The organism is Martinezella calliandrae (assembly GCF_030272695.1).
GTDB lineage: Bacteria > Pseudomonadota > Alphaproteobacteria > Rhizobiales > Rhizobiaceae > Rhizobium > Rhizobium calliandrae.
The window spans coordinates 1-20473 of sequence record NZ_JARFYN010000080.1 but is presented as its reverse complement, the minus strand read 5'-3'; the positions used below and the strand labels follow the sequence as shown (position 1 = coordinate 20473).

The following is a 20473-nucleotide window of genomic DNA, read 5'->3' as shown; positions in this document are numbered from 1 at the left end:
TGATCGCTGCCGTCAGAGACGTCTTGCCGTGGTCAACGTGGCCGATCGTGCCGATGTTAACGTGCGGCTTATTGCGCTCAAACTTACTCTTTGCCATTTTCGGCTCTCCGTTTTTCCTGTCCCCGAGGGGATCAATTCTTGTTATCGGTCAATTGGTATTCCGGTCACTTCTGACCGGAATACTTTGCCTGGATTTCCTGTGCGACGTTCGACGGGACCGGCGAATAATGATCGAAGGTCATGGTGTACTGCGCGCGGCCCTGAGACATGGAGCGCAGGTTGTCGACGTATTTGAACATGTTTGCCAGCGGCACGTTCGCGTTGATGACAACGGCGATACCGCGGCTTTCCTGGCCCTGGATCTGGCCACGACGCGAGTTCAGGTCGCCGATGACGTCGCCGACATAGTCTTCCGGCGTCACGACTTCGACCTTCATCATCGGCTCGAGGAGCTGGGCACCAGCTTCGCGAGCTGCTTCGCGGAAGCAGGCGCGTGCAGCGATTTCGAAGGCCAGAACCGACGAGTCGACGTCGTGGAAGGCGCCGTCGATGAGCGTCGCCTTGACGCCGAGCATCGGGAAGCCAGCCAGCGGGCCTGAAGACAGAACGCTTTCGATGCCCTTCTGAACGCCCGGGATGTATTCCTTCGGAACAGCACCGCCGACGATCTTGGACTCGAATTTGAAATCGTCGCCTTCCGGGTTCGGTTCGAACACGATCTTGACGCGAGCGAACTGACCCGTACCACCCGACTGCTTCTTGTGAGTGTAGTCCTTCTCAGTCTGGCGCGTGATAGTTTCGCGGTAAGCAACCTGCGGCGCGCCGACGGTTGCTTCGACCTTGAACTCACGACGCATGCGGTCGACGATAATGTCGAGGTGAAGTTCACCCATGCCAGCAATGATCGTCTGACCCGATTCCTGGTCCGTCTTCACGCGGAAGGACGGATCTTCGGCTGCCAGGCGGTTGAGCGCGAGGCCCATCTTTTCCTGGTCGCCCTTGGTCTTTGGCTCGATCGCGATCTGGATAACCGGCTCCGGGAATTCCATGCGCTCGAGGATAACCGGTTTCAGCGGATCGCAGAGCGTGTCGCCAGTGGTGGTTTCCTTGAGGCCGGCCAGAGCAACGATGTCGCCAGCGAAGGCTTCTTCGATGTCTTCACGCGAGTTGGAGTGCATCTGCAACATACGGCCGACGCGCTCGCGCTTGTCCTTAACCGTGTTCATGACCGACGCGCCCTTTTCGAGCTTGCCGGAATAGATACGAGCGAAGGTCAGCGAGCCGACGAAGGGGTCGTTCATGATCTTGAACGCCAGCATGGACAGCGGCTCGGCATCGTCGGCATGACGATGGATTTCGGCTTCCGTCTTGACGTCAATGCCCTTGATCGCCGGAATGTCTACCGGGGACGGCAGGTAATCGACGACGGCGTCGAGCAGCGGCTGAACGCCCTTGTTCTTGAAGGCGGTGCCGCAGAACATCGGATGGAACTTGACGTCGATCGTGCCGCGGCGAACGAGTGCGCGGATCTGGTCGTTGTCCGGCAGGTTGCCTTCAAGGTAGGCTTCGGTCGCAGCTTCGTCGATCTCGACAACCGTCTCGATCAGCTTTTCGCGGTATTCTTCCGCCTTAGCCTTCATGTCTTCCGGGATTTCGACGACGTCCCACTGTGCGCCGAGCGACTCGTCGCGCCAGATGAGAGCGTTCATCTCGATCAGGTCGACAACGCCCTTGAATTCGCTTTCAGCGCCGATCGGCAGCTGCATGACGACGGCGGTTGCGCCGAGCCGGGACTTGATCATCTCGACTGAGCGATAGAAGTCGGCTCCGGTCTTGTCCATCTTGTTACAGAAGATCATACGCGGAACATGGTACTTCTCAGCTTGACGCCAGACGGTTTCCGTCTGCGGCTCAACACCGGCGTTGGCGTCGAGCAACGCGATGGCGCCATCGAGAACGCGCAGCGAACGCTCGACTTCGATGGTGAAGTCGACGTGGCCGGGGGTGTCGATGATGTTGAAGCGGCGCATCTTGCCGTCACGGCCCTTCCAGAAGGTCGTGGTGGCAGCGGACGTGATCGTGATACCACGCTCCTGCTCCTGCTCCATCCAGTCCATGGTGGCTGCGCCGTCGTGGACTTCGCCGATCTTGTGCGACTTGCCGGTGTAGTAAAGAATACGCTCGGTGGTCGTGGTCTTGCCGGCGTCGATGTGCGCCATGATACCGAAATTGCGGTAGTCTTCGATTTTATATTCGCGAGCCATAGTGGACTGCCTTTCGGGGGAAACCGTTCGGGATTACCAGCGATAATGCGAGAACGCACGGTTGGCGTCAGCCATCTTGTGCGTGTCTTCGCGCTTCTTGACGGCAGAGCCGCGGTTGTTGGAGGCATCAAGAAGTTCGCCGCAGAGACGGTCGACCATGGTGGTTTCGTTGCGCTTGCGGGCAGCAGCGATGAGCCAGCGAATGGCAAGGGCCTGACGACGCTCGGGACGAACATCGACCGGAACCTGATACGTAGCACCACCAACGCGGCGCGAACGGACCTCAACGTGCGGAGCGATGTTATCCAAAGCCTGATGGAACACGCCGAGCGGCTCCTGCTTTGCCTTGCCCTGCACGGCGTCGAATGCGCCGTAAACGATGTTTTCAGCTACGGACTTCTTGCCGTCCAGCATGATGGCATTCATGAACTTCGTGACGACCAGATCGCCGAACTTCGGGTCCGGATTGATCTCGCGCTTTTCTGCTCTGTGACGTCGGGACATTCTTCTCGTCTCTCAACTGTTAGCGACGCTTTACAACGCGGAGAACCTCGCGCAGCGTCGGATTATCTGAAACCGAATTACTTCGGACGCTTTGCACCGTACTTGGAACGGCGCTGCTTGCGGTTCTTGACACCCTGGGTATCGAGAACGCCGCGGATGATGTGATAGCGAACACCCGGAAGGTCCTTAACGCGGCCGCCGCGGATCATGACGACAGAGTGTTCCTGAAGGTTGTGGCCTTCACCCGGGATGTAACCAATGACTTCGAAGCCGTTGGTCAGGCGGATCTTTGCGACCTTACGCAGAGCCGAGTTCGGCTTCTTCGGCGTCGTCGTGTAGACGCGGGTGCAAACACCGCGCTTCTGCGGGTTCTCCTGGAGAGCGGGAACCTTATTACGCTTTACCTGCGCCTGGCGAGGCTTGCGGATCAGCTGGTTTACGGTAGGCATTCAACCATCCCTTGTAAATCTATCTCGACACCCTTGCGGGCTTAACACTCGCCGTCTCCGGCAACGACACACGTTCGTCTCAATGCGCAAAACGTGGCCCGATCCGCTTTCGCAGATGGACCACAAAAAAGCAGAGGACGCAGTTAAACGCGTCTTGCGTGCAGCATTCGTGTCTTCAACGTGCGTTTAGAACCTTGTTTGAGGTGAACTCCAGAGCGCGTCGCTCCGAACAGCCATGCCTCACATGGGTCCTGATGGCGGCGGTACTACTGGTTTCCCGTCGGTTCGTCAAGGCCGGTTAAGAAATTATCTTTGTCATAAAGCCCGAAAAGGCCGGGCAAACCAGCCATTTGGCGCCTGAACCAACGAAATGGCACCGCTCGGGCAAGATAGACTTGGGTATTTCGTTAAAATCCCTATAAGGAATCACAGAAAGCCAATTTCATCGGACGGCAAGGGAAATTCAAGGAATCACCCGGCCGGTTTGATAGACCCGAAGGAAGACTTATGATCACTGCGCCAGATAACGACAACAATTTCGACGGCCCCATGGTCTTCATCATCATCGGCAAGGGGTATGAGTCTGATGGCGGCGACGGCATCGACCTGCATGTCATGCTGAAGGCGCCGGATGACGACACTGCCGTGCGCGAAGCGCTGAACGCGCTTGCGGAGGAAGGCTTCATCGAGGCCGACCTCGATCAGATCGGCATGCTGACCGACGTTCCGGATGAGGAGCCGCACGCCTCCGCCTATCAGGGCGCATTGGAAGGCGAAGTGGCGATCATCCGCTTCCGCTAGACGGGACCCTGTTGTCGCGCCCTCGCCTGCTTTTCACAATACAGATGCAAAAAAAGAAACCGCCCGGATCGCTCCGGGCGGTTTTGATTTTTGGATGAACCTCCAGCCGCTTATTCAGCGGCCGGGGCACTCTCGTCGGCCATGTCCTGCAGCATCGGCGTGGCGACGGCGGCGCCCGTGCCCTTGCGGCGCTCTTCCAGGATCAGTTCGTCGCGAGCGGTCGCGATGCGGCGGATCTGCGTCATGGTGCCGCCGGTACCGGCCGGGATCAGGCGGCCGACGATAACGTTTTCCTTCAAGCCCTGCAGACCGTCGGTCTTGCCAGCGATGGCAGCTTCCGTCAGCACCTTCGTCGTTTCCTGGAAGGACGCGGCCGAGATGAAGGACGGGGTCTGCAGCGACGCCTTGGTGATGCCGAGCAGAACCGGATCGCCGTAAGCGGGCTTCTTGCCTTCCTCGATCAGGCGGTCGTTGGCGTCTTCCAGTTCGATCCGGTCGACATTGTCGCCGACGATGTACTGGCTGTCGCCTGCATCAGTGATTTCCACCTTCTGCAGCATCTGACGGACAATCACTTCGATGTGCTTGTCGTTGATGACAACGCCCTGCAAGCGGTAGACTTCCTGGATTTCGTTGACGAGGTAGGAAGCCAGAGCCTCGACGCCCTTGATCGCCAGGATGTCGTGCGGAGCCGGGTTACCGTCAAGGATGTAGTCACCCTTTTCGATATAGTCGCCTTCCTGAAGGTGGAAGGGCTTGCCCTTCGGGATCAGGTATTCGACCGGCTCGACACCATCTTCCGCCGGTTCGATGATGACACGGCGCTTGTTCTTGTAGTCTCGGCCGAGGCGGATCGTACCATCGATCTCTGCGATGATGGCGTGGTCCTTCGGACGACGGGCTTCGAACAGTTCGGCAACGCGCGGCAGACCACCGGTGATGTCCTTGGTCTTGGCGCTTTCCAATGGCGAACGGGCAAGAACGTCGCCCTGCGACACCTTCTGGCCCGGCTCGACGGACAGGATCGCGTCGACCGAGAGCAGGAAGCGAGCTTCACCGCCACGCGACAGCTTGGCAACATTGCCGCTGGCGTCCTTGACGACGATTGCCGGCTTCAGATCCGAACCGCGCGGTGTCGAGCGCCAGTCGATAACCTGACGCTTGGTGATGCCGGTCGACTCGTCGGTCGCTTCGAGAACCGAGAGACCGTCGACGACGTCTTCGAAGTGTACCGTGCCGGCCACTTCCGTCATCATCGGACGGGTATACGGATCCCATTCTGCGAGACGCTGGCCGCGCTTCACCTTATCACCATCATCGACATAGAGCTTGGAGCCGTAGGCGACGCGCTGCGAAGAGCGTTCGACGCCACGTTCGTCCAGGATCTGCACCGTCATGTTGCGGCCCATGGCAACCAGGCTGCCTTCGGAGTTGCGCAGCATGTTGCGGTTCCTGATCTGCACCGTGCCTTCATAAGAGGCTTCCAGGAACGACTGGTCGACCACGGTCGCCGTGCCGCCCAGGTGGAAAGTACGCATGGTCAGCTGCGTCCCCGGCTCACCGATCGACTGAGCGGCGATGACGCCGACAGCTTCACCGATGTTGACCGGCGTACCGCGAGCAAGGTCGCGGCCGTAGCAGACCGAGCAGACGCCCGTCTGGATTTCGCAGGTCAGGGCCGAACGGATGCGGATCGACTGGATACCAGCCTTTTCGATCTCGATGACGTCCGGCTCCAGGATCATCTTGCCAGCATCGACGATGCGCTCACCCGTGACTGGATGATCGATATCGTCCAGCGCCGTACGGCCAAGGATGCGGGCGCCGAGCGAGGCGACAACCTGACCTGCATCGACGATGGCGGTCATGGTCAGGCCGCTTTCGGTGCCGCAATCGATATGCGTCACGATGCAATCCTGCGCGACGTCGACGAGACGGCGGGTCAGGTAACCGGAGTTCGCTGTCTTCAAGGCAGTGTCTGCCAGACCCTTACGGGCGCCGTGTGTCGAGTTGAAGTACTCGTTCACGGTCAGGCCTTCCTTGAAGTTCGAGATGATCGGCGTCTCGATGATTTCGCCCGACGGCTTGGCCATGAGGCCGCGCATGCCGCCCAACTGACGCATCTGGTTCGGAGAACCGCGGGCGCCCGAGTGGCTCATCATGTAGATCGAGTTCATCGGCTTCTGACGACCGGTTTTCTCGTCGAATTCGACGGCCTTAATGCGGGCCATCATTTCTTCTGCGACCTTTTCCGTGGCCTTGCCCCAGGCGTCGACAACCTTGTTGTACTTTTCACCCTGGGTGATCAGACCGTCATTGTACTGCTGCTCGTATTCCTTCACGAGCGCTTCAGTATCGCCGACGATCTTCGCCTTGGTGTTCGGAATGACCATGTCGTCTTTGCCGAACGAAATGCCGGCGCGGCAGGCGTGAGCAAAGCCAAGCTGCATGATGCGGTCGCAGAAAATGACCGTGTCCTTCTGGCCGCAATGACGGTAGACCGTGTCGATCATCTTGGAGATGTTCTTCTTGGTCATTTCCTGATTGCAGATGTCGAAGGTCACCTTGCCGTGCTTCGGCAGCAGTTCACCGATCAGCAGCCGGCCAGGGGTCGTTTCATAGATCTTCGAATAGGGCTTGCCCTCTTCGTCGATCGACTTGAAGCGGCCGCGAATCTTCGAGTGCAGCGTCACGACCTTGTTTTCCAAAGCGTGATGCAGCTCGCCGAGATCGGAGAAGGCCATGCCTTCGCCCGGCTCGTTCTGGTTCAGGATCGAGAGGTAGTAGAGACCGAGAACCATGTCCTGCGACGGAACGATAATCGGCGCGCCGTTTGCCGGATGCAAAATGTTGTTGGTCGACATCATCAGCACGCGAGCTTCGAGCTGGGCTTCGAGCGACAGCGGCACGTGAACGGCCATCTGGTCACCGTCGAAGTCAGCGTTGAAGGCCGTGCAGACGAGCGGGTGCAACTGGATCGCCTTGCCTTCGACCAGCATGGGCTCGAAGGCCTGGATACCCAGGCGGTGCAGCGTCGGCGCGCGGTTCAGGAGGACCGGATGCTCGCGGATGACCTCGTCGAGGATATCCCAAACTTCCGGCTTTTCCTTTTCAACCAGCTTCTTGGCCTGCTTGACGGTCGAGGAATAACCCTTGGCATCGAGGCGAGCGTAGATGAACGGCTTGAACAGTTCGAGCGCCATCTTCTTCGGCAGGCCGCACTGATGCAGCTTCAGTTCCGGACCGGTCACGATGACCGAACGGCCGGAATAGTCGACGCGCTTGCCGAGCAGGTTCTGGCGGAAGCGGCCCTGCTTGCCCTTCAGCATGTCGGACAGCGACTTCAGCGGACGCTTGTTGGCGCCGGTAATGACGCGGCCGCGACGGCCGTTGTCGAACAGCGCATCGACAGATTCCTGCAGCATGCGCTTTTCATTGCGGATGATGATGCCCGGAGCGCGCAGTTCGATGAGGCGCTTCAGACGATTGTTACGGTTGATGACGCGACGGTACAGATCGTTCAGATCAGACGTTGCGAAACGGCCGCCATCGAGCGGCACCAGCGGACGCAGGTCCGGCGGGATGACCGGGACGACCTTCATGATCATCCATTCCGGACGGTTGCCGGATTCCATGAAGTTCTCGACGATCTTCAGGCGCTTCATCAGCTTCTTCTGCTTGAGATCCGACGTGGTGTCGGCAAGCTCGGAGCGCAGATCGCCAGCGATCTTCTCGAGATTCATGCTGGCCAGCATCTCGTAGATCGCTTCAGCGCCGATCATGGCGGTGAACTGGTCTTCGCCATATTCGTCGACGGCGAGCATGTACTCTTCTTCCGTCAGAAGCTGGTGCTCCTTGAGCGCGGTGAGGCCCGGCTCGGTGACGATGTAGTTTTCAAAGTAGAGAACGCGCTCGACATCCTTCAGCGTCATGTCGAGCAGCGTGGAAATGCGGCTCGGCAGCGACTTCAGGAACCAGATATGGGCAACGGGAGCAGCGAGCTCGATATGGCCCATGCGCTCACGGCGAACACGCGACAGCGTCACTTCGACGCCGCACTTTTCGCAGATGATGCCCTTGTACTTCATGCGCTTGTACTTGCCGCACAGGCACTCGTAATCCTTGATCGGCCCAAAGATTCGTGCGCAGAAGAGACCATCGCGTTCCGGCTTGAACGTACGATAGTTGATCGTCTCCGGCTTCTTGATCTCACCATAAGACCAGGAAAGAATCTTCTCCGGCGATGCGATCGAAATCCGGATGGAATCGAAATTCTGTGCAGGCACCTGCGGATTGAAAAGATTCATGACCTCTTGGTTCATGCCTGTCTCCTTTAGGGGCGATACGCCCTCGAATTGCAATCAGTACCGGCAAATTCCCGGGAGCCGGACTGACGCCTTAAAACGACAATAACCGCAGAATGCGGCGAAATCGTCCCTGCCTTGCGCCACACAAATTCGCGCGCCGGCGGGAACGGTGCGCGCTGGCAGGCAGCGCGCACCCTGTCGGCTATTACTCGGCTGCGTCCGGAAGCTGACCCGCTGTCTGCAGATCGTCGACCTTGGAGTTTTCCAATTCGACGCTGAGACCCAGCGACCGCATTTCCTTGACGAGAACGTTGAAGCTCTCCGGAATGCCCGCTTCGAAGGTGTCGTCGCCGCGGACGATTGCTTCGTAGACCTTGGTGCGACCGGCCACGTCGTCCGACTTGACCGTGAGCATTTCCTGCAGCGTGTAGGCTGCGCCGTAAGCTTCGAGCGCCCAGACCTCCATTTCGCCGAAGCGCTGACCGCCGAACTGCGCCTTGCCGCCCAGCGGCTGCTGCGTCACGAGCGAGTACGGGCCGATCGAGCGAGCGTGGATCTTGTCGTCGACCAGGTGGTTAAGCTTCAGCATGTAGATGTAGCCAACTGTAACCTGGCGGTCGAACTGCTCGCCGGTACGACCGTCATAGAGCGTCGACTGGCCGGTCTGCTTCAGACCTGCCATTGCGAGCATCTCGTTGACGTCGACTTCGCCGGCGCCGTCGAAGACCGGGGTCGCGATGGACACGCCACGCTTCCACTGATCTGCCAGACGCAGAACCGAGGCGTCGTCATACTCATGAACGTCGTCGCTCTTCGGACCGTCACCGACGACCATATCGATCGTCTGGCGCAGGGGCTCGATGTTGCCGCTTGCCTTATAGGCTTCGATCAGCTCGCCGATCTGGCGCCCCATGCCGGCGCAAGCCCAGCCGAGGTGCGTCTCAAGGATCTGACCGACGTTCATGCGCGACGGCACGCCGAGCGGGTTGAGCACGATGTCGACATGCGTACCGTCTTCGAGGAACGGCATGTCCTCGACCGGCACGATGCGCGATACGACACCCTTGTTGCCGTGACGCCCGGCCATCTTGTCGCCCGGCTGGATCTTGCGCTTCACAGCGACGAAGACCTTGACCATCTTCATGACGCCCGGAGGCATTTCGTCGCCGCGCTGGACCTTCTCGACCTTATCCATGAAGCGTTGTTCGAGGCGCGACTTGGATTCATCGTACTGGCCGCGCAGAGCTTCGAGCTCGCCCTGGACCTTCTCGTCCTCGACGGCAAACATCCACCACTGCGAGCGCGGATATTCGGAGACGACGGCGTTGGACAGTTCAGTGCCCTTCTTGAAGCTCTTCGGACCGGCAAGCGCCACCTGCCCACGGAGCATCTCGATCAGGCGGCCGTAGACGTTCCGGTCGAGGATCGCCTGCTCGTCGTCGCGGTCCTTGGCAAGACGTTCGATCTCTTCGCGCTCGATCGCCATTGCACGTTCGTCCTTCTCGACGCCGTGGCGGTTGAAGACGCGAACTTCGACAACCGTGCCGTAGGTGCCTGGCGGCATGCGCATGGAGGTGTCGCGAACGTCGGACGCCTTTTCACCGAAGATGGCACGCAGAAGCTTTTCTTCCGGCGTCATCGGGCTTTCGCCCTTCGGCGTGATCTTGCCGACTAGGATATCGCCCGGCTGCACTTCCGCGCCGATGTAAACGATGCCGGCTTCGTCCAGGTTCTTCAGCGCTTCTTCCGAAACGTTCGGAATATCGCGGGTGATTTCTTCCGGACCGAGCTTGGTGTCGCGCGCCATCACTTCGAATTCCTCGATGTGGATGGAGGTGAACACGTCGTCGGCAACGATACGCTCGGAGAGCAGGATCGAGTCTTCGTAGTTGTAGCCGTTCCACGGCATGAACGCGACAAGCACGTTGCGGCCGAGCGCCAGATCGCCAAGATCGGTCGACGGACCGTCGGCCAGGATGTCGCCCTTGTTGACCACGTCACCGACGGTGACAAGCGGACGCTGGTTGACGCAGGTGTTCTGGTTCGATCGCTGGAACTTCATCAGGCGATAGATATCGACGCCGGACTTCGATGGATCGAGGTCTTCAGTGGCGCGGATAACGATACGCGTTGCGTCGACCTGGTCGACCACGCCGCCGCGACGAGCGCCGATAGCAGCGCCGGAGTCTCGAGCAACGACCGGCTCCATGCCAGTACCGACGAACGGAGCTTCGGCGCGCAGCAACGGCACGGCCTGACGCTGCATATTCGAGCCCATGAGAGCACGGTTGGCGTCATCGTTTTCCAGGAATGGGATCAGAGCGGCTGCGACCGAAACCAGCTGCTTCGGCGAGACGTCCATCAGATTGATGTTGTCGCGCGGAGCGAGCATAACTTCGCCGGCATGACGGCAGACGACGAATTCCTCGATGAAGGAGCCGTCGGCGTCGAGCTCGGCGTTGGCCTGGGCAACATAGTACTTCGCCTCTTCCATGGCAGAGAGATAGAGCACATCATTGGTCACCTTACCGTCAATGATGCGGCGATAAGGGCTTTCGATGAAGCCGTACTTGTTGACTCGGGCAAAGGTCGCCAGCGAGTTGATGAGACCGATGTTCGGACCTTCCGGCGTTTCGATCGGGCAAATACGACCGTAGTGGGTCGGATGCACGTCGCGGACTTCGAAGCCGGCGCGTTCGCGGGTCAGACCGCCCGGACCAAGAGCCGAAAGACGGCGCTTGTGGGTGATTTCCGAAAGCGGGTTCACCTGGTCCATGAACTGCGAGAGCTGCGAGGAGCCGAAGAATTCGCGGACGGCAGCAGCAGCCGGCTTTGCGTTGATCAGATCCTGCGGCATGACCGTGTCGATCTCGATCGAGGACATGCGTTCCTTGATCGCGCGCTCCATGCGCAGCAGGCCGAGACGGTACTGGTTTTCCATCAGTTCGCCAACCGAGCGGACGCGGCGGTTGCCGAGGTTGTCGATGTCGTCGATTTCGCCCTTGCCGTCGCGCAATTCGACCAACATCTTGACCACGGCCAGGATGTCGTCCTTGCGCAGGATCCGGACGGTGTCTTCGACGTCCAGGTCGAGGCGCATGTTCATCTTGACGCGACCGACGGCGGAGAGGTCATAGCGTTCCGCATCGAAGAACAACGAGTTGAACATGGCTTCGGCCGATTCCATGGTCGGCGGTTCACCCGGACGCATGACGCGGTAGATGTCGAACAGAGCGTCCTGACGGTTCTCGTTCTTGTCGGCAGACAGCGTGTTGCGGATGTAGGCGCCGACATTGATATGGTCGATGCCGAGAACCGGAATTTCGTCGAAGCCAGCCTTGAGGATGATCGGCAGGGTCTTCTCGTCGATTTCGTCGCCGGCTTCGAGATAGATCTCGCCGGTCTGGAAGTTGACGATGTCTTCCGCCAGGAACAGCCCGTAAAGCTCTTCGTCGGTGGCCTTCAAGGCCTTGAGGCCCTTTTCCTGCAACTGACGCAGCAGGCGCGGGGTCAGCTTCTTGCCGCCTTCGACAACGACTTCGCCGGTGTCAGCGTCGATCATGTCAGCAACGGTCTTGGCGCCCTTAAGCGTTTCCGCCTTGAAGGGAATGCGCCAGCCTTCGCCGTCACGCTGGTAGAGCGACTTCGTGTAGAACGTCGACAGGATTTCTTCGCCGTCCATGCCAAGCGCCATCAACAGCGACGTCACCGGGATCTTGCGGCGGCGGTCGATACGGGCGTAGACGATATCCTTGGCGTCGAACTCGATATCGAGCCAGGAGCCACGATACGGGATGACGCGAGCAGCGAAGAGCAGCTTGCCGGAAGAGTGGCTCTTGCCCTTGTCGTGATCGAAGAAGACGCCCGGCGAACGGTGCATCTGGGACACGATAACGCGTTCAGTGCCGTTCACGATGAACGTACCGTTGTTCGTCATGAGCGGCATATCGCCCATGTAAACGCTCTGTTCCTTGATATCCTTGATGGACTTCGCGCCGGTATCCTCATCGATATCGAACACGATCAGACGGAGAGTGACCTTCAGCGGCGCGGCATAGGTCAGGTCGCGCTGGCGGCACTCGTCGACGTCGAACTTCGGCGGTTCGAATTCATACGACACGAACTCCAGCATGGAGGCACCGGAGAAATCGGTAATCGGGAAAACCGACTTGAAGACGGCCTGGAGACCCTCGTCAGGGCGGCCGCCCTTGGGCTCTTCGACCATGAGGAACTGATCGTAGGATGCCTTCTGAACCTCGATGAGGTTCGGCATCTCTGCGACTTCGGGAATCTTACCAAAAAACTTGCGTACGCGCCTGCGACCATTGAACGAAAGGGTCTGAGCCATCGTCGCTCCTTTAAAATCCTGCACCCGGGCCTGCAACGGATGGGAACCGCTGGCCAGGCGACCCCATCAATCAATGAGTAGTTCAATCTCGTCTAGCTGACCGAAAGCCGCTCGGCACGGATTGCGTCGCGGCTCGGTCTGAGACCATCCTCTTGAAGAACCCATTACCCAAAAGCCGTTTTGCCCGCGGCTTTTGGGTAATTTGTTCAGAAAAACGGCAAATGGGAGGCGGCAAAACGCCACCTCCCAAAGCAGTTCATGCTTACTTGACGTCGGCCTTTGCGCCGGCGTCTTCAAGCTTCTTCTTAATGTCAGCGGCTTCAGCCTTGGAAACGCCTTCCTTGACAGCCTTCGGAGCAGCCTCAACGAGGTCCTTGGCTTCCTTGAGGCCGAGACCGGTGATGGCGCGGACTTCCTTGATGACATTGATCTTGTTCGCGCCGGCATCAGCGAGGATGACGTCGAACTCGGTCTTTTCTTCTTCAACAGCAGCAGCAGCGCCGCCAGCACCACCAGCAACGGCAGCAACAGCTACCGGAGCAGCGGCCGAAACGCCCCACTTTTCTTCAAGAAGCTTGGACAGTTCTGCGGCTTCGAGAACGGTCAGCGAGGAGAGGTCTTCAACGATCTTTGCGAGATCAGCCATTTTTGTAGTTCCTTTTGTTCGGTTCGAACTGGTTGATTATGAACAGCGAAAAACCGCCTTACGCGGCTTCGTCCTTCTTGGCGTAGGCCGAGAACACACGAGCAAGCTGGCTTGCCGGTGCTGCAACCACGCCTGCGATGCGGGTAGCCGGCGTCTGGATCATGCCCAGCAGCTTCGCACGCAGCTCGTCCAGCGAAGGCAGGGTCGCGAGCGACTTAACACCTTCGGGGTTGAGCGTGGTTGTTCCCATGGCGCCGCCCAAAACAACGATCTTGTCATTGCTCTTGGCGAAATCCACGACGACCTTCGGAGCGGTAATCGGATCGGTGCTGTATGCGATCAGCGTCTGACCCGTGAAGAGATTGGAAATCCCCTCCGCATCCGTGCCCTGAAGAGCAATCTTGGCCAGGCGGTTCTTCGCGACTTTGACGGTACCGCCAGCTGCGCGCATCTTGGAACGAAAGTCGTTCATCTGTGCGACTGTGGCACCAGCATAGTGGGCCACGACAACCGAGCCCGAAGCCTTGAAGACTTCGTTCAGTTCCGTGACGAATTCGCGTTTTTCCGCTCTTTCCACTGCTTTTCTCCAGTTGACAGGACCGGGTAAACGGACCTGCCGGGTTGCCTTTTGCCTCCTGGGATCAATTGAGATCCCAAGCGACGCTTGAGGATCCTGTCCCCTCGCGCTCGAGCCCTAAGGCTCCAAGGCACAAGGCATCCAAGGCTCGAACCGAGTTCATCGAAGCAGAACTTCTTCAAAATTCGGGTCTTACCCGTCTCATGCAGGCAAAGTGATTAAGGTCTCAACCACCTGCAATCTCGGACAGGAATTCCGGATTTCTCCGGATATCCCGGCCCCGAAGGGCCAGGAATTCTTAAATGCCGGGTAGACTGCCCAGCAGAATCATTAGGCGCTCGGTGCCGTAACCGTCGACGGCTCGATCTTGACGCCCGGGCCCATGGTCGAAGAGATGGCTACGCGCTTAACGTAGTTGCCCTTTGCACCAGCCGGCTTCGCCTTGATGACGGCGTCGGCGAAGGCACGGATGTTTTCTTCCAGAGCCTTGGCATCGAAGGAGGCCTTGCCGATGCCGGCATGGACGATACCAGCCTTCTCGACGCGGAACTCAACTGCGCCGCCCTTGGACGCTTCGACAGCACCCTTGACGTCCATGGTGACGGTGCCGACCTTCGGGTTCGGCATCATGCCGCGCGGGCCGAGAACCTTGCCGAGACGACCGACGAGCGGCATCATGTCTGGGGTCGCGATGCAACGATCGAAGTCGATCTTGCCACCCTGGACGATTTCGACCAGGTCTTCAGCACCGACGATGTCTGCACCAGCAGCCTTGGCTTCATCAGCCTTGGCGCCGCGAGCGAAGACGGCAACACGAACAGAGCGGCCGGTGCCGTTCGGCAGGTTGACGACGCCGCGGACCATCTGGTCGGCGTGACGCGGGTCAACACCGAGATTCATGGCCACTTCGATGGTTTCGTCGAATTTGGCGACAGCCCGTTCCTTGACCATGCCAATAGCCTGGGTCAGGGCATAGAGCTTGGTGGGATCAACGCCTTCGCGGATCTTCTGAATACGCTTTGCTACCATGGTCTTAACCTACCACTTCCAGGCCCATGGCGCGGGCGGAGCCCTCGATCATGGCCATTGCGCCTTCGATATCGGCGGCGTTCAGATCCTTCATCTTGGCTTCGGCAATCGACTTGACCTGAGCCTTGGTGAGCGTGCCAGCCTTGGCACCCTTGCCCGGGGTCTTCGAGCCGGACTGGATCTTCGCTTCCTTCTTCAGGAAATAGCTGACCGGCGGCTGCTTCATTGCGAAGGTAAAGGACTTGTCCTGGTAGTAGGTGATGACGACCGGGATCGGCATGCCCTTTTCCATTTCCTGCGTGGCGGCATTGAACGCCTTGCAGAATTCCATGATGTTAATGCCACGCTGACCAAGCGCAGGACCGATCGGCGGCGACGGATTCGCCGAGCCGGCCTTAACCTGCAGCTTGAGCTGGCCTGCAACTTTCTTAGCCATATCTCTCTGCCTTTCTAACTGACCGGTCACCCGGCCTACTATGCCGGATCGCTCCGGCGGCTGCGGTTGCGTGGTACGGATCAAAAGGCCCGGCTAAGACCCCTACCCTTCCACGCGGAATGCGGCGGCGCCGCGGGATGTAAGTAAACACTTACTTACATCCAAACTCAAAAAAAGATCAGACCTTTTCGACCTGACTGTATTCCAGCTCGACCGGCGTAGCGCGGCCGAAAATCGACACTTCCACCTTCAGGCGCGAACGCTCTTCGTCCACATCCTGAACGGTACCGTTGAACGAAGCGAACGGACCGTCGGAAACGCGGACCTGCTCGCCGATCTCGAAGGATACGGAAGCCTTCGGCCGCTCGACACCTTCCTGAACCTGACCGAGAATGCGCTCGGCTTCATAATCCGGAATCGGAACGGGCTTATTGTCGGAGCCGAGAAAGCCAGTGACCTTCGGCGTATTCTTAATCAGGTGGTAAGCTTCATCCGTCAGGTTGGCGCGCACCAACACATATCCCGGGAAGAACTTGCGCTCGCTGTCGACCTTGCGGCCGCGACGCACTTCAACCACCTTTTCGGTCGGCACGAGAATCTTTTCAAACAGATGCTCGAGCCCCTTCTGCTTGGCCTTCTCCTCGATGGATTCAGCCACCTTCTTTTCGAAATTAGAATAAGCGTGGACGATGTACCAACGTGCCGCCATGTTCATCTCCACTCGATATCAATTGCCGGTATTCAGCACGTAGCCAAGAACCCAGCCGATGAGCTGGTCAGCAGCAAAGAAAAACAACGAGGCAAAAATGACCATGACAAGCACCATCACCGTCGAGATCATCGTCTCGCGGCGGGACGGCCAAGTGATTTTCGACGTCTCGGAGCGGACCTGCTGCAGAAACGCAAGTGGATTCGTTTTGGATGCCATTGACTGCCCACGCAATTACGGCGCGTAAAGCTGAACAACTCAGCCCCACGCACCGCGTGTCTGTTGAACCCTACATAAACATCGATTCCCAAATTAACAAGAGGGAATTCGGTGCTTTCGAAAATTTGCCGCCAATCCGGCATAATCCCTGACCCAACAAGCTGCAAAACAACCGCGCTAGTCGATTCAAGGAAAGTGGCAGGGGCAGCAGGGCTCGAACCTACGACCTGCGGTTTTGGAGACCGCCGCTCTACCAACTGAGCTATACCCCTTCATGCTTTGAACATTCGCACCGTTCAGTTGTCTGGCGGAGCCGTTCGAAGACATGGCGCTCCTTTAAGACGGGACGAAACGATTGGCAAGTCTGTTTTTCGTTTTTTCCCAAGAGGCTGTGCAGTGTCGAAGAATGCAAGCTATTAACCCGCTGCCGAAAGCTGACATGGTAACAGCCCGGCGCCTTCCAGAGGCCTCGTGGTGGCGGCCCTCAGCCTTCATTTTGCCCCCCGGCGTTCCGTTGGGGCCTCCGCTTAAGGAATTTCGGTTTCAGACGGCGCAGAAAATTGTCCGTGGAGCGAATCATATTGGTCAGCGAGATCAGCCTGTCGACTTCCGCGTCGGTATTGCTGAGCCGCTCGGATAATACTTCCGCTGCCGCCAGCGAAATCTCGGCGGTTGGAATTTCGCAAAAGCGTTCGGCCAGCTTGGCATAGGCGTTGGCCGACACGCCGCCATGAATGGTAATCTTCCCCAACCGGGCGAAGAGGCGTAGAAAGGTTTGCTCGAAGGTCCAATCGTGAACCGACACCACCCTCCATTTTTCGCTGCGCTTGGCCGAAAACCCTGCAAGCACAATGGCGCCGGGCAATTTCAGATCGCTCAACCAGAGCGCTATGGCAAATCCGCTGGTCGGCGTCTTGCCATCCGTGTAGAAATCACGGCAAAAGCCGACAAGGTCGAGATGGCCGGTCGGGGCGCCTTGGAAATCGGCGGCGGGATTGAGTTTTTCCTCGAGCCCGAGACGGATGTTCATTATTCCGAGGAAATATTCCTTCGGGAAGAATTTGACGACATCGCCGACCTCACCCCGATAAACAATATTGGCACCGCGTGGCTGTCCGCGCGAGATCAACAGCGAAGGCCGGTGGAACGGGCGATCCAGGACCTTGTAGACCTTATTGAAGAAGACGAAGAGCGCTGTCGGCGGAAACTGCGTCTGAAGGCTCCCGATGTCGACCGCGTCGCTGTTTGCGACAAGAACGATATGGGAGAACGCCGCAAGTTTGGACCGCCAATCGTCGGTGGTCGTCAAGCCAGCGGCGGCTCCGCCAACCGGAAAGCCCATCTTGCCGGTTCCTGTTTGCGAGGTCACGTCCTGGTCCAGCCCCGTCATTTCTGCTGGACGTACAACATGCGATTACGGATGGCGAACCACTCGTCGGCATAATCATCGTTGCGATACTCGTCGAAATACGGACCGCCATCGGTAAAGTGCACCAGCTGCGCATCTGGCCGGTAGTCGTATTCGTTGACGAGATAATTCCAGGTCACTGGAACCTCACCGATCTGATCGTCGCTTTCCAGCCACTTGAACTGATGAAGCTGCAACCCCGTGGCGGTGTTGACGTAATCCTTCGTCAATGCGCGGCACTTGGCATTGTTGAAGAGGATCATGCTCGACCAGTTCTTCTTTTCATATTTGGTCTGGGTCTGACCAAGGAACTTCGTTTCGATCTTCGGCTGATAGTCGTGCTTGACGCACATTGCGGCATAGCGATCGTCGCGCAGCTTCCAGAGTTCGGCAATATCGGCTCGGGCGAGCATGTCGCAGTCCATGAAGATGCTCCAGCCCTCGTAGTTGCTGAGGTAGGGAACCAGGAAGCGGGAGAAGGAAAACTCGGTCGATTGCAGCGGATTGCGCTCGCGCGTGAAAATGCCATTGAGATTGCTGAGAACGATCGGCGAAAACACCACCGGGATCGAAGAGCGCTCGATTATGCTTTGCGCGAGCACATGATATGCGACAATCTCCTTGGAATCGAAGCCAACAAAAATACGTGCAATACCGTCGATCATAGTCCCTCCCATCGCAGCGCATATCGCGCTGCCCAGACATCCTGCGGGCCCCGTAAGCCACATGATGCTCATTCAGTACACATTCAGTACACGAATCGCGAAGGACATCGCAATTTCCAGGACACGCCTCGCTAACGCAAACCTACTTACTTCAACCGGGATATTTGTCGAGCGTTTGCGGAAGCATTTTTGGTTTTCTTCCGTAACAAATGGAGAGGCATCTCTCCCCCTGAGGGACTTTCAGCCGGGCAGCGACGGCGCCCGGCTTTGTGTCGGTTGTCAGCGCGGCCTCAAGCTTTCACGTAACGGCGCCAGTTATGCTCTTCCTTGAAGCCCAGTACTTCACGGATCTTACGGTTGGAGAGAAGACCTTCATACTCGCCGATTTCGCGGGTGAAGGGCACGTTCGGAAAATACTGAGCGGCAAGCTCGCGGGACGGCGTATTGGCTGACACCGTGTCGTTGGCGGCGTTGAACACCTGAAAGCCGAGACCGCTCTTTTCGATGCAGAGATGGACGATCTGGCCGAGATCGCGGGCATCGATATAGCTCCAGGCGATTCGCTTGCGAATGCTGGTGTCTGCAAAATACTCCGGGAAGCGCTCATATTCGTGAGGCTCGATGACATTGCCAATGCGCAGCGCATAGATGTCGATGCCGAAACGCTCGGCGAAGGCACGGGCCGTCTTTTCGTTCAAAACCTTCGACAGGCCGTAGGAATCCATCGGATTGACATCGTAGTCCTCTTCCAACGGAAACTGGTGGAAATCGCGATGGCCTTCCGCGAAGCAGACACCATAGGTCGTCTCGCTGGAGGCCACGATTATTTTCTTGACTCCAAGCTTTGCCGCCGCTTCGATTACGTTGTAAGTGCCCATCGTGTTGATGCGGAACGTCTCATTATCAGGCTTGATCAAAATGCGCGGTATGGCAGCGAAATGCACGACCACGTCATAGGCCTGCACACCCTTGCCCTGATCGAGATCGGGTAAATCCCGATGCATCGTCAGCACGTTATAAACTTGTCCCGCATCGGTGATATCGGCATTCAGATTGGTAACGCCGGGGCTGTCCAGCGACACGAGATCGACATTGTGGACCTCGTATCCTGCATTGACCAGCCAGGGAACAGTGTGGCGCCCGGCCTTGCCGCTGCCGCCGGTAAACAAAATGCGCTTTTTCATGAAAAATCCTCCTGGTGAAATTGAGCGATAGATAGCCCCTTTCCTGCATTTCGCAAGGCGAGCGAAGCGGTCAGATCGACCCAAGCGGCGCGTGTGGCGGGCTTCCCAACCACAATTTTGTGATACCGGGGCGAAAGGGAGTTAAAGATCGAATGCGCGCGACGATATTCTCCGCTGAGCTCTGGCCGAGTTGACTTAGTCCGGAGACATCACCGGTCGGAGACTTCGGCGTTTTCGTTTGTGGTGGCTACTTCCGCAGATACCCCAGTACATGCACAACGCATTGATCGAGCGAAAGCTTGCTGGTATCGAAGATCTCGTAGCCATTGAGGTTAGCCTCCCTGCGCAGATAGGCTGCCCAATTCATCATGTTTTGATCCGCCAGCTCCGGCTGGCCTCTCCCGACCGTGAGCCGTTGCGTCCTGGTTACGTCATCGCAATCGACCAATAGCAGCCTGTAGCGGTCAATGCCTGCCGCCACGATCGCCTCGGCGATAAAGGAAATCCGTATCTGCCCTTCGAACAAAACCGGCTTTCCACTCTTGGCGACCTTCGCCAAGCGCGCCATCCATTCGATGGTCTTGTCGCGCTGCCAGGCCTCCGGCGAACCGTGATCCCTGATCATCCTATCCACCGGCGGTACCCCGATTTTGTCGAACCGATCGACAGCAAATTCACCGGGGTACTTCTCGGCAATCGCGTCGGCAATTGCCGTCTTTCCGGAACCGGATGCGCCTGTCAGAACGATCAATCCCACCGGCCCCCCGAAATGCGAACGGCCCCGCTGTTTCCAGCGGGGCGCCCTCGTAACCAACGAATAATCCAGAGATTACTCGACGATGCTAGCGACGATGCCGGCGCCGACGGTGCGGCCGCCTTCGCGGATAGCAAAGCGCAACTTTTCTTCCATTGCGATCGGAACGATCA

The 20473-nt window shown here is 58.2% G+C and carries 18 protein-coding genes and 1 tRNA gene; 1 reads left to right on the top strand and 18 read right to left on the bottom strand.

Going from position 1 to position 20473, the window contains the following annotated elements; genetic code table 11:
• From PY650_RS33395 to rpsL, 4 genes are all read right to left on the bottom strand, one after another.
• The coding region (locus tag PY650_RS33395; RefSeq protein ID WP_133624442.1) for a GTP-binding protein at positions 1–97 on the bottom strand (97 nt) is incomplete at its 3' end.
• A 67-nt stretch (positions 98–164) separates the two neighbouring features.
• Entirely contained in the window at positions 165–2264 is a 2100-nt protein-coding gene (gene fusA, locus PY650_RS33390; protein ID WP_285884270.1) for an elongation factor G, read from the bottom strand.
• 33 nt (positions 2265–2297) lie between these two features.
• Complete coding sequence (rpsG, locus tag PY650_RS33385; RefSeq protein ID WP_028755233.1) at positions 2298–2768, bottom strand: 30S ribosomal protein S7; 471 nt, start codon at positions 2766–2768, stop codon at positions 2298–2300.
• A 77-nt stretch (positions 2769–2845) separates the two neighbouring features.
• The gene (rpsL, locus tag PY650_RS33380) at positions 2846–3217 is read right to left on the bottom strand and encodes a 30S ribosomal protein S12 (protein ID WP_003507760.1); all 372 of its coding nucleotides are present in this window, start codon (positions 3215–3217) and stop codon (positions 2846–2848) included.
• Between the two features lie 507 nt (positions 3218–3724).
• On the opposite strand from rpsL, the gene PY650_RS33375 reads away from it, so the two are divergent.
• Positions 3725–4018, top strand: a complete 294-nt coding sequence (locus tag PY650_RS33375; RefSeq protein WP_285884269.1) for a transcriptional regulator — start codon at positions 3725–3727, stop codon at positions 4016–4018.
• 110 nt (positions 4019–4128) lie between these two features.
• On the opposite strand, the gene rpoC is transcribed toward PY650_RS33375, so the two are convergent.
• The 14 genes from rpoC to PY650_RS33305 all read right to left on the bottom strand — a co-directional run.
• Positions 4129–8340 (bottom strand): DNA-directed RNA polymerase subunit beta', encoded by a 4212-nt coding sequence (rpoC, locus tag PY650_RS33370; protein WP_285884268.1) that lies wholly within the window; start codon positions 8338–8340, stop codon positions 4129–4131.
• 190 nt (positions 8341–8530) lie between these two features.
• Positions 8531–12673: a DNA-directed RNA polymerase subunit beta gene (gene rpoB, locus PY650_RS33365; RefSeq protein ID WP_285884267.1), complete on the bottom strand. Its 4143-nt coding sequence runs from the start codon at positions 12671–12673 to the stop codon at positions 8531–8533.
• 262 nt (positions 12674–12935) lie between these two features.
• Complete coding sequence (gene rplL / locus PY650_RS33360; protein WP_104822779.1) at positions 12936–13319, bottom strand: 50S ribosomal protein L7/L12; 384 nt, start codon at positions 13317–13319, stop codon at positions 12936–12938.
• 58 nt (positions 13320–13377) lie between these two features.
• Positions 13378–13896 (bottom strand): 50S ribosomal protein L10, encoded by a 519-nt coding sequence (rplJ, locus tag PY650_RS33355; protein ID WP_028755228.1) that lies wholly within the window; start codon positions 13894–13896, stop codon positions 13378–13380.
• Between the two features lie 330 nt (positions 13897–14226).
• Entirely contained in the window at positions 14227–14925 is a 699-nt protein-coding gene (rplA, locus tag PY650_RS33350) for a 50S ribosomal protein L1 (protein WP_285873331.1), read from the bottom strand.
• 4 nt (positions 14926–14929) lie between these two features.
• On the bottom strand, positions 14930–15361 hold the full coding sequence (gene rplK / locus PY650_RS33345; protein ID WP_104822776.1) for a 50S ribosomal protein L11: 432 nt from the start codon (positions 15359–15361) through the stop codon (positions 14930–14932).
• 178 nt (positions 15362–15539) lie between these two features.
• Positions 15540–16070 (bottom strand): transcription termination/antitermination protein NusG, encoded by a 531-nt coding sequence (gene nusG, locus PY650_RS33340; protein WP_075857230.1) that lies wholly within the window; start codon positions 16068–16070, stop codon positions 15540–15542.
• Positions 16071–16088: 18 nt separating this feature from the next.
• Positions 16089–16289 (bottom strand): preprotein translocase subunit SecE, encoded by a 201-nt coding sequence (secE, locus tag PY650_RS33335; protein ID WP_120703911.1) that lies wholly within the window; start codon positions 16287–16289, stop codon positions 16089–16091.
• 196 nt (positions 16290–16485) lie between these two features.
• Positions 16486–16561 (bottom strand) — tRNA-Trp (locus PY650_RS33330).
• A gap of 212 nt (positions 16562–16773) precedes the next feature.
• Positions 16774–17631: a 3-deoxy-manno-octulosonate cytidylyltransferase gene (locus tag PY650_RS33325; protein WP_285884271.1), complete on the bottom strand. Its 858-nt coding sequence runs from the start codon at positions 17629–17631 to the stop codon at positions 16774–16776.
• A 44-nt stretch (positions 17632–17675) separates the two neighbouring features.
• On the bottom strand, positions 17676–18362 hold the full coding sequence (locus PY650_RS33320; protein WP_285884265.1) for a glycosyltransferase family protein: 687 nt from the start codon (positions 18360–18362) through the stop codon (positions 17676–17678).
• A 290-nt stretch (positions 18363–18652) separates the two neighbouring features.
• Complete coding sequence (locus tag PY650_RS33315; protein ID WP_285884264.1) at positions 18653–19546, bottom strand: NAD-dependent epimerase/dehydratase family protein; 894 nt, start codon at positions 19544–19546, stop codon at positions 18653–18655.
• Between the two features lie 247 nt (positions 19547–19793).
• Positions 19794–20303, bottom strand: a complete 510-nt coding sequence (locus PY650_RS33310; RefSeq protein WP_285884263.1) for a P-loop nucleotide/nucleoside kinase family protein — start codon at positions 20301–20303, stop codon at positions 19794–19796.
• Between the two features lie 72 nt (positions 20304–20375).
• On the bottom strand, positions 20376–20473 hold a 98-nt coding region (locus PY650_RS33305), incomplete at its 5' end, for an EF-Tu C-terminal domain-related protein (RefSeq protein ID WP_131614796.1).

Bases quoted from the DNA above. Each gene is read 5' to 3' on its own strand.
- fusA (WP_285884270.1), bottom strand. From the start codon at position 2,264: ATGGCTCGCGAATATAAAATCGAAGACTACCGCAATTTCGGTATCATG.
- rpsG (WP_028755233.1), bottom strand. From the start codon at position 2,768: ATGTCCCGACGTCACAGAGCAGAAAAGCGCGAGATCAATCCGGACCCG.
- rpsL (WP_003507760.1), bottom strand. From the start codon at position 3,217: ATGCCTACCGTAAACCAGCTGATCCGCAAGCCTCGCCAGGCGCAGGTA.
- PY650_RS33375 (WP_285884269.1), top strand. From the start codon at position 3,725: ATGATCACTGCGCCAGATAACGACAACAATTTCGACGGCCCCATGGTC.
- rpoC (WP_285884268.1), bottom strand. From the start codon at position 8,340: ATGAACCAAGAGGTCATGAATCTTTTCAATCCGCAGGTGCCTGCACAG.
- rpoB (WP_285884267.1), bottom strand. From the start codon at position 12,673: ATGGCTCAGACCCTTTCGTTCAATGGTCGCAGGCGCGTACGCAAGTTT.
- rplL (WP_104822779.1), bottom strand. From the start codon at position 13,319: ATGGCTGATCTCGCAAAGATCGTTGAAGACCTCTCCTCGCTGACCGTT.
- rplA (WP_285873331.1), bottom strand. From the start codon at position 14,925: ATGGTAGCAAAGCGTATTCAGAAGATCCGCGAAGGCGTTGATCCCACC.
- rplK (WP_104822776.1), bottom strand. From the start codon at position 15,361: ATGGCTAAGAAAGTTGCAGGCCAGCTCAAGCTGCAGGTTAAGGCCGGC.
- nusG (WP_075857230.1), bottom strand. From the start codon at position 16,070: ATGGCGGCACGTTGGTACATCGTCCACGCTTATTCTAATTTCGAAAAG.
- secE (WP_120703911.1), bottom strand. From the start codon at position 16,289: ATGGCATCCAAAACGAATCCACTTGCGTTTCTGCAGCAGGTCCGCTCC.
- PY650_RS33325 (WP_285884271.1), bottom strand. From the start codon at position 17,631: ATGGGCTTTCCGGTTGGCGGAGCCGCCGCTGGCTTGACGACCACCGAC.
- PY650_RS33320 (WP_285884265.1), bottom strand. From the start codon at position 18,362: ATGATCGACGGTATTGCACGTATTTTTGTTGGCTTCGATTCCAAGGAG.
- PY650_RS33315 (WP_285884264.1), bottom strand. From the start codon at position 19,546: ATGAAAAAGCGCATTTTGTTTACCGGCGGCAGCGGCAAGGCCGGGCGC.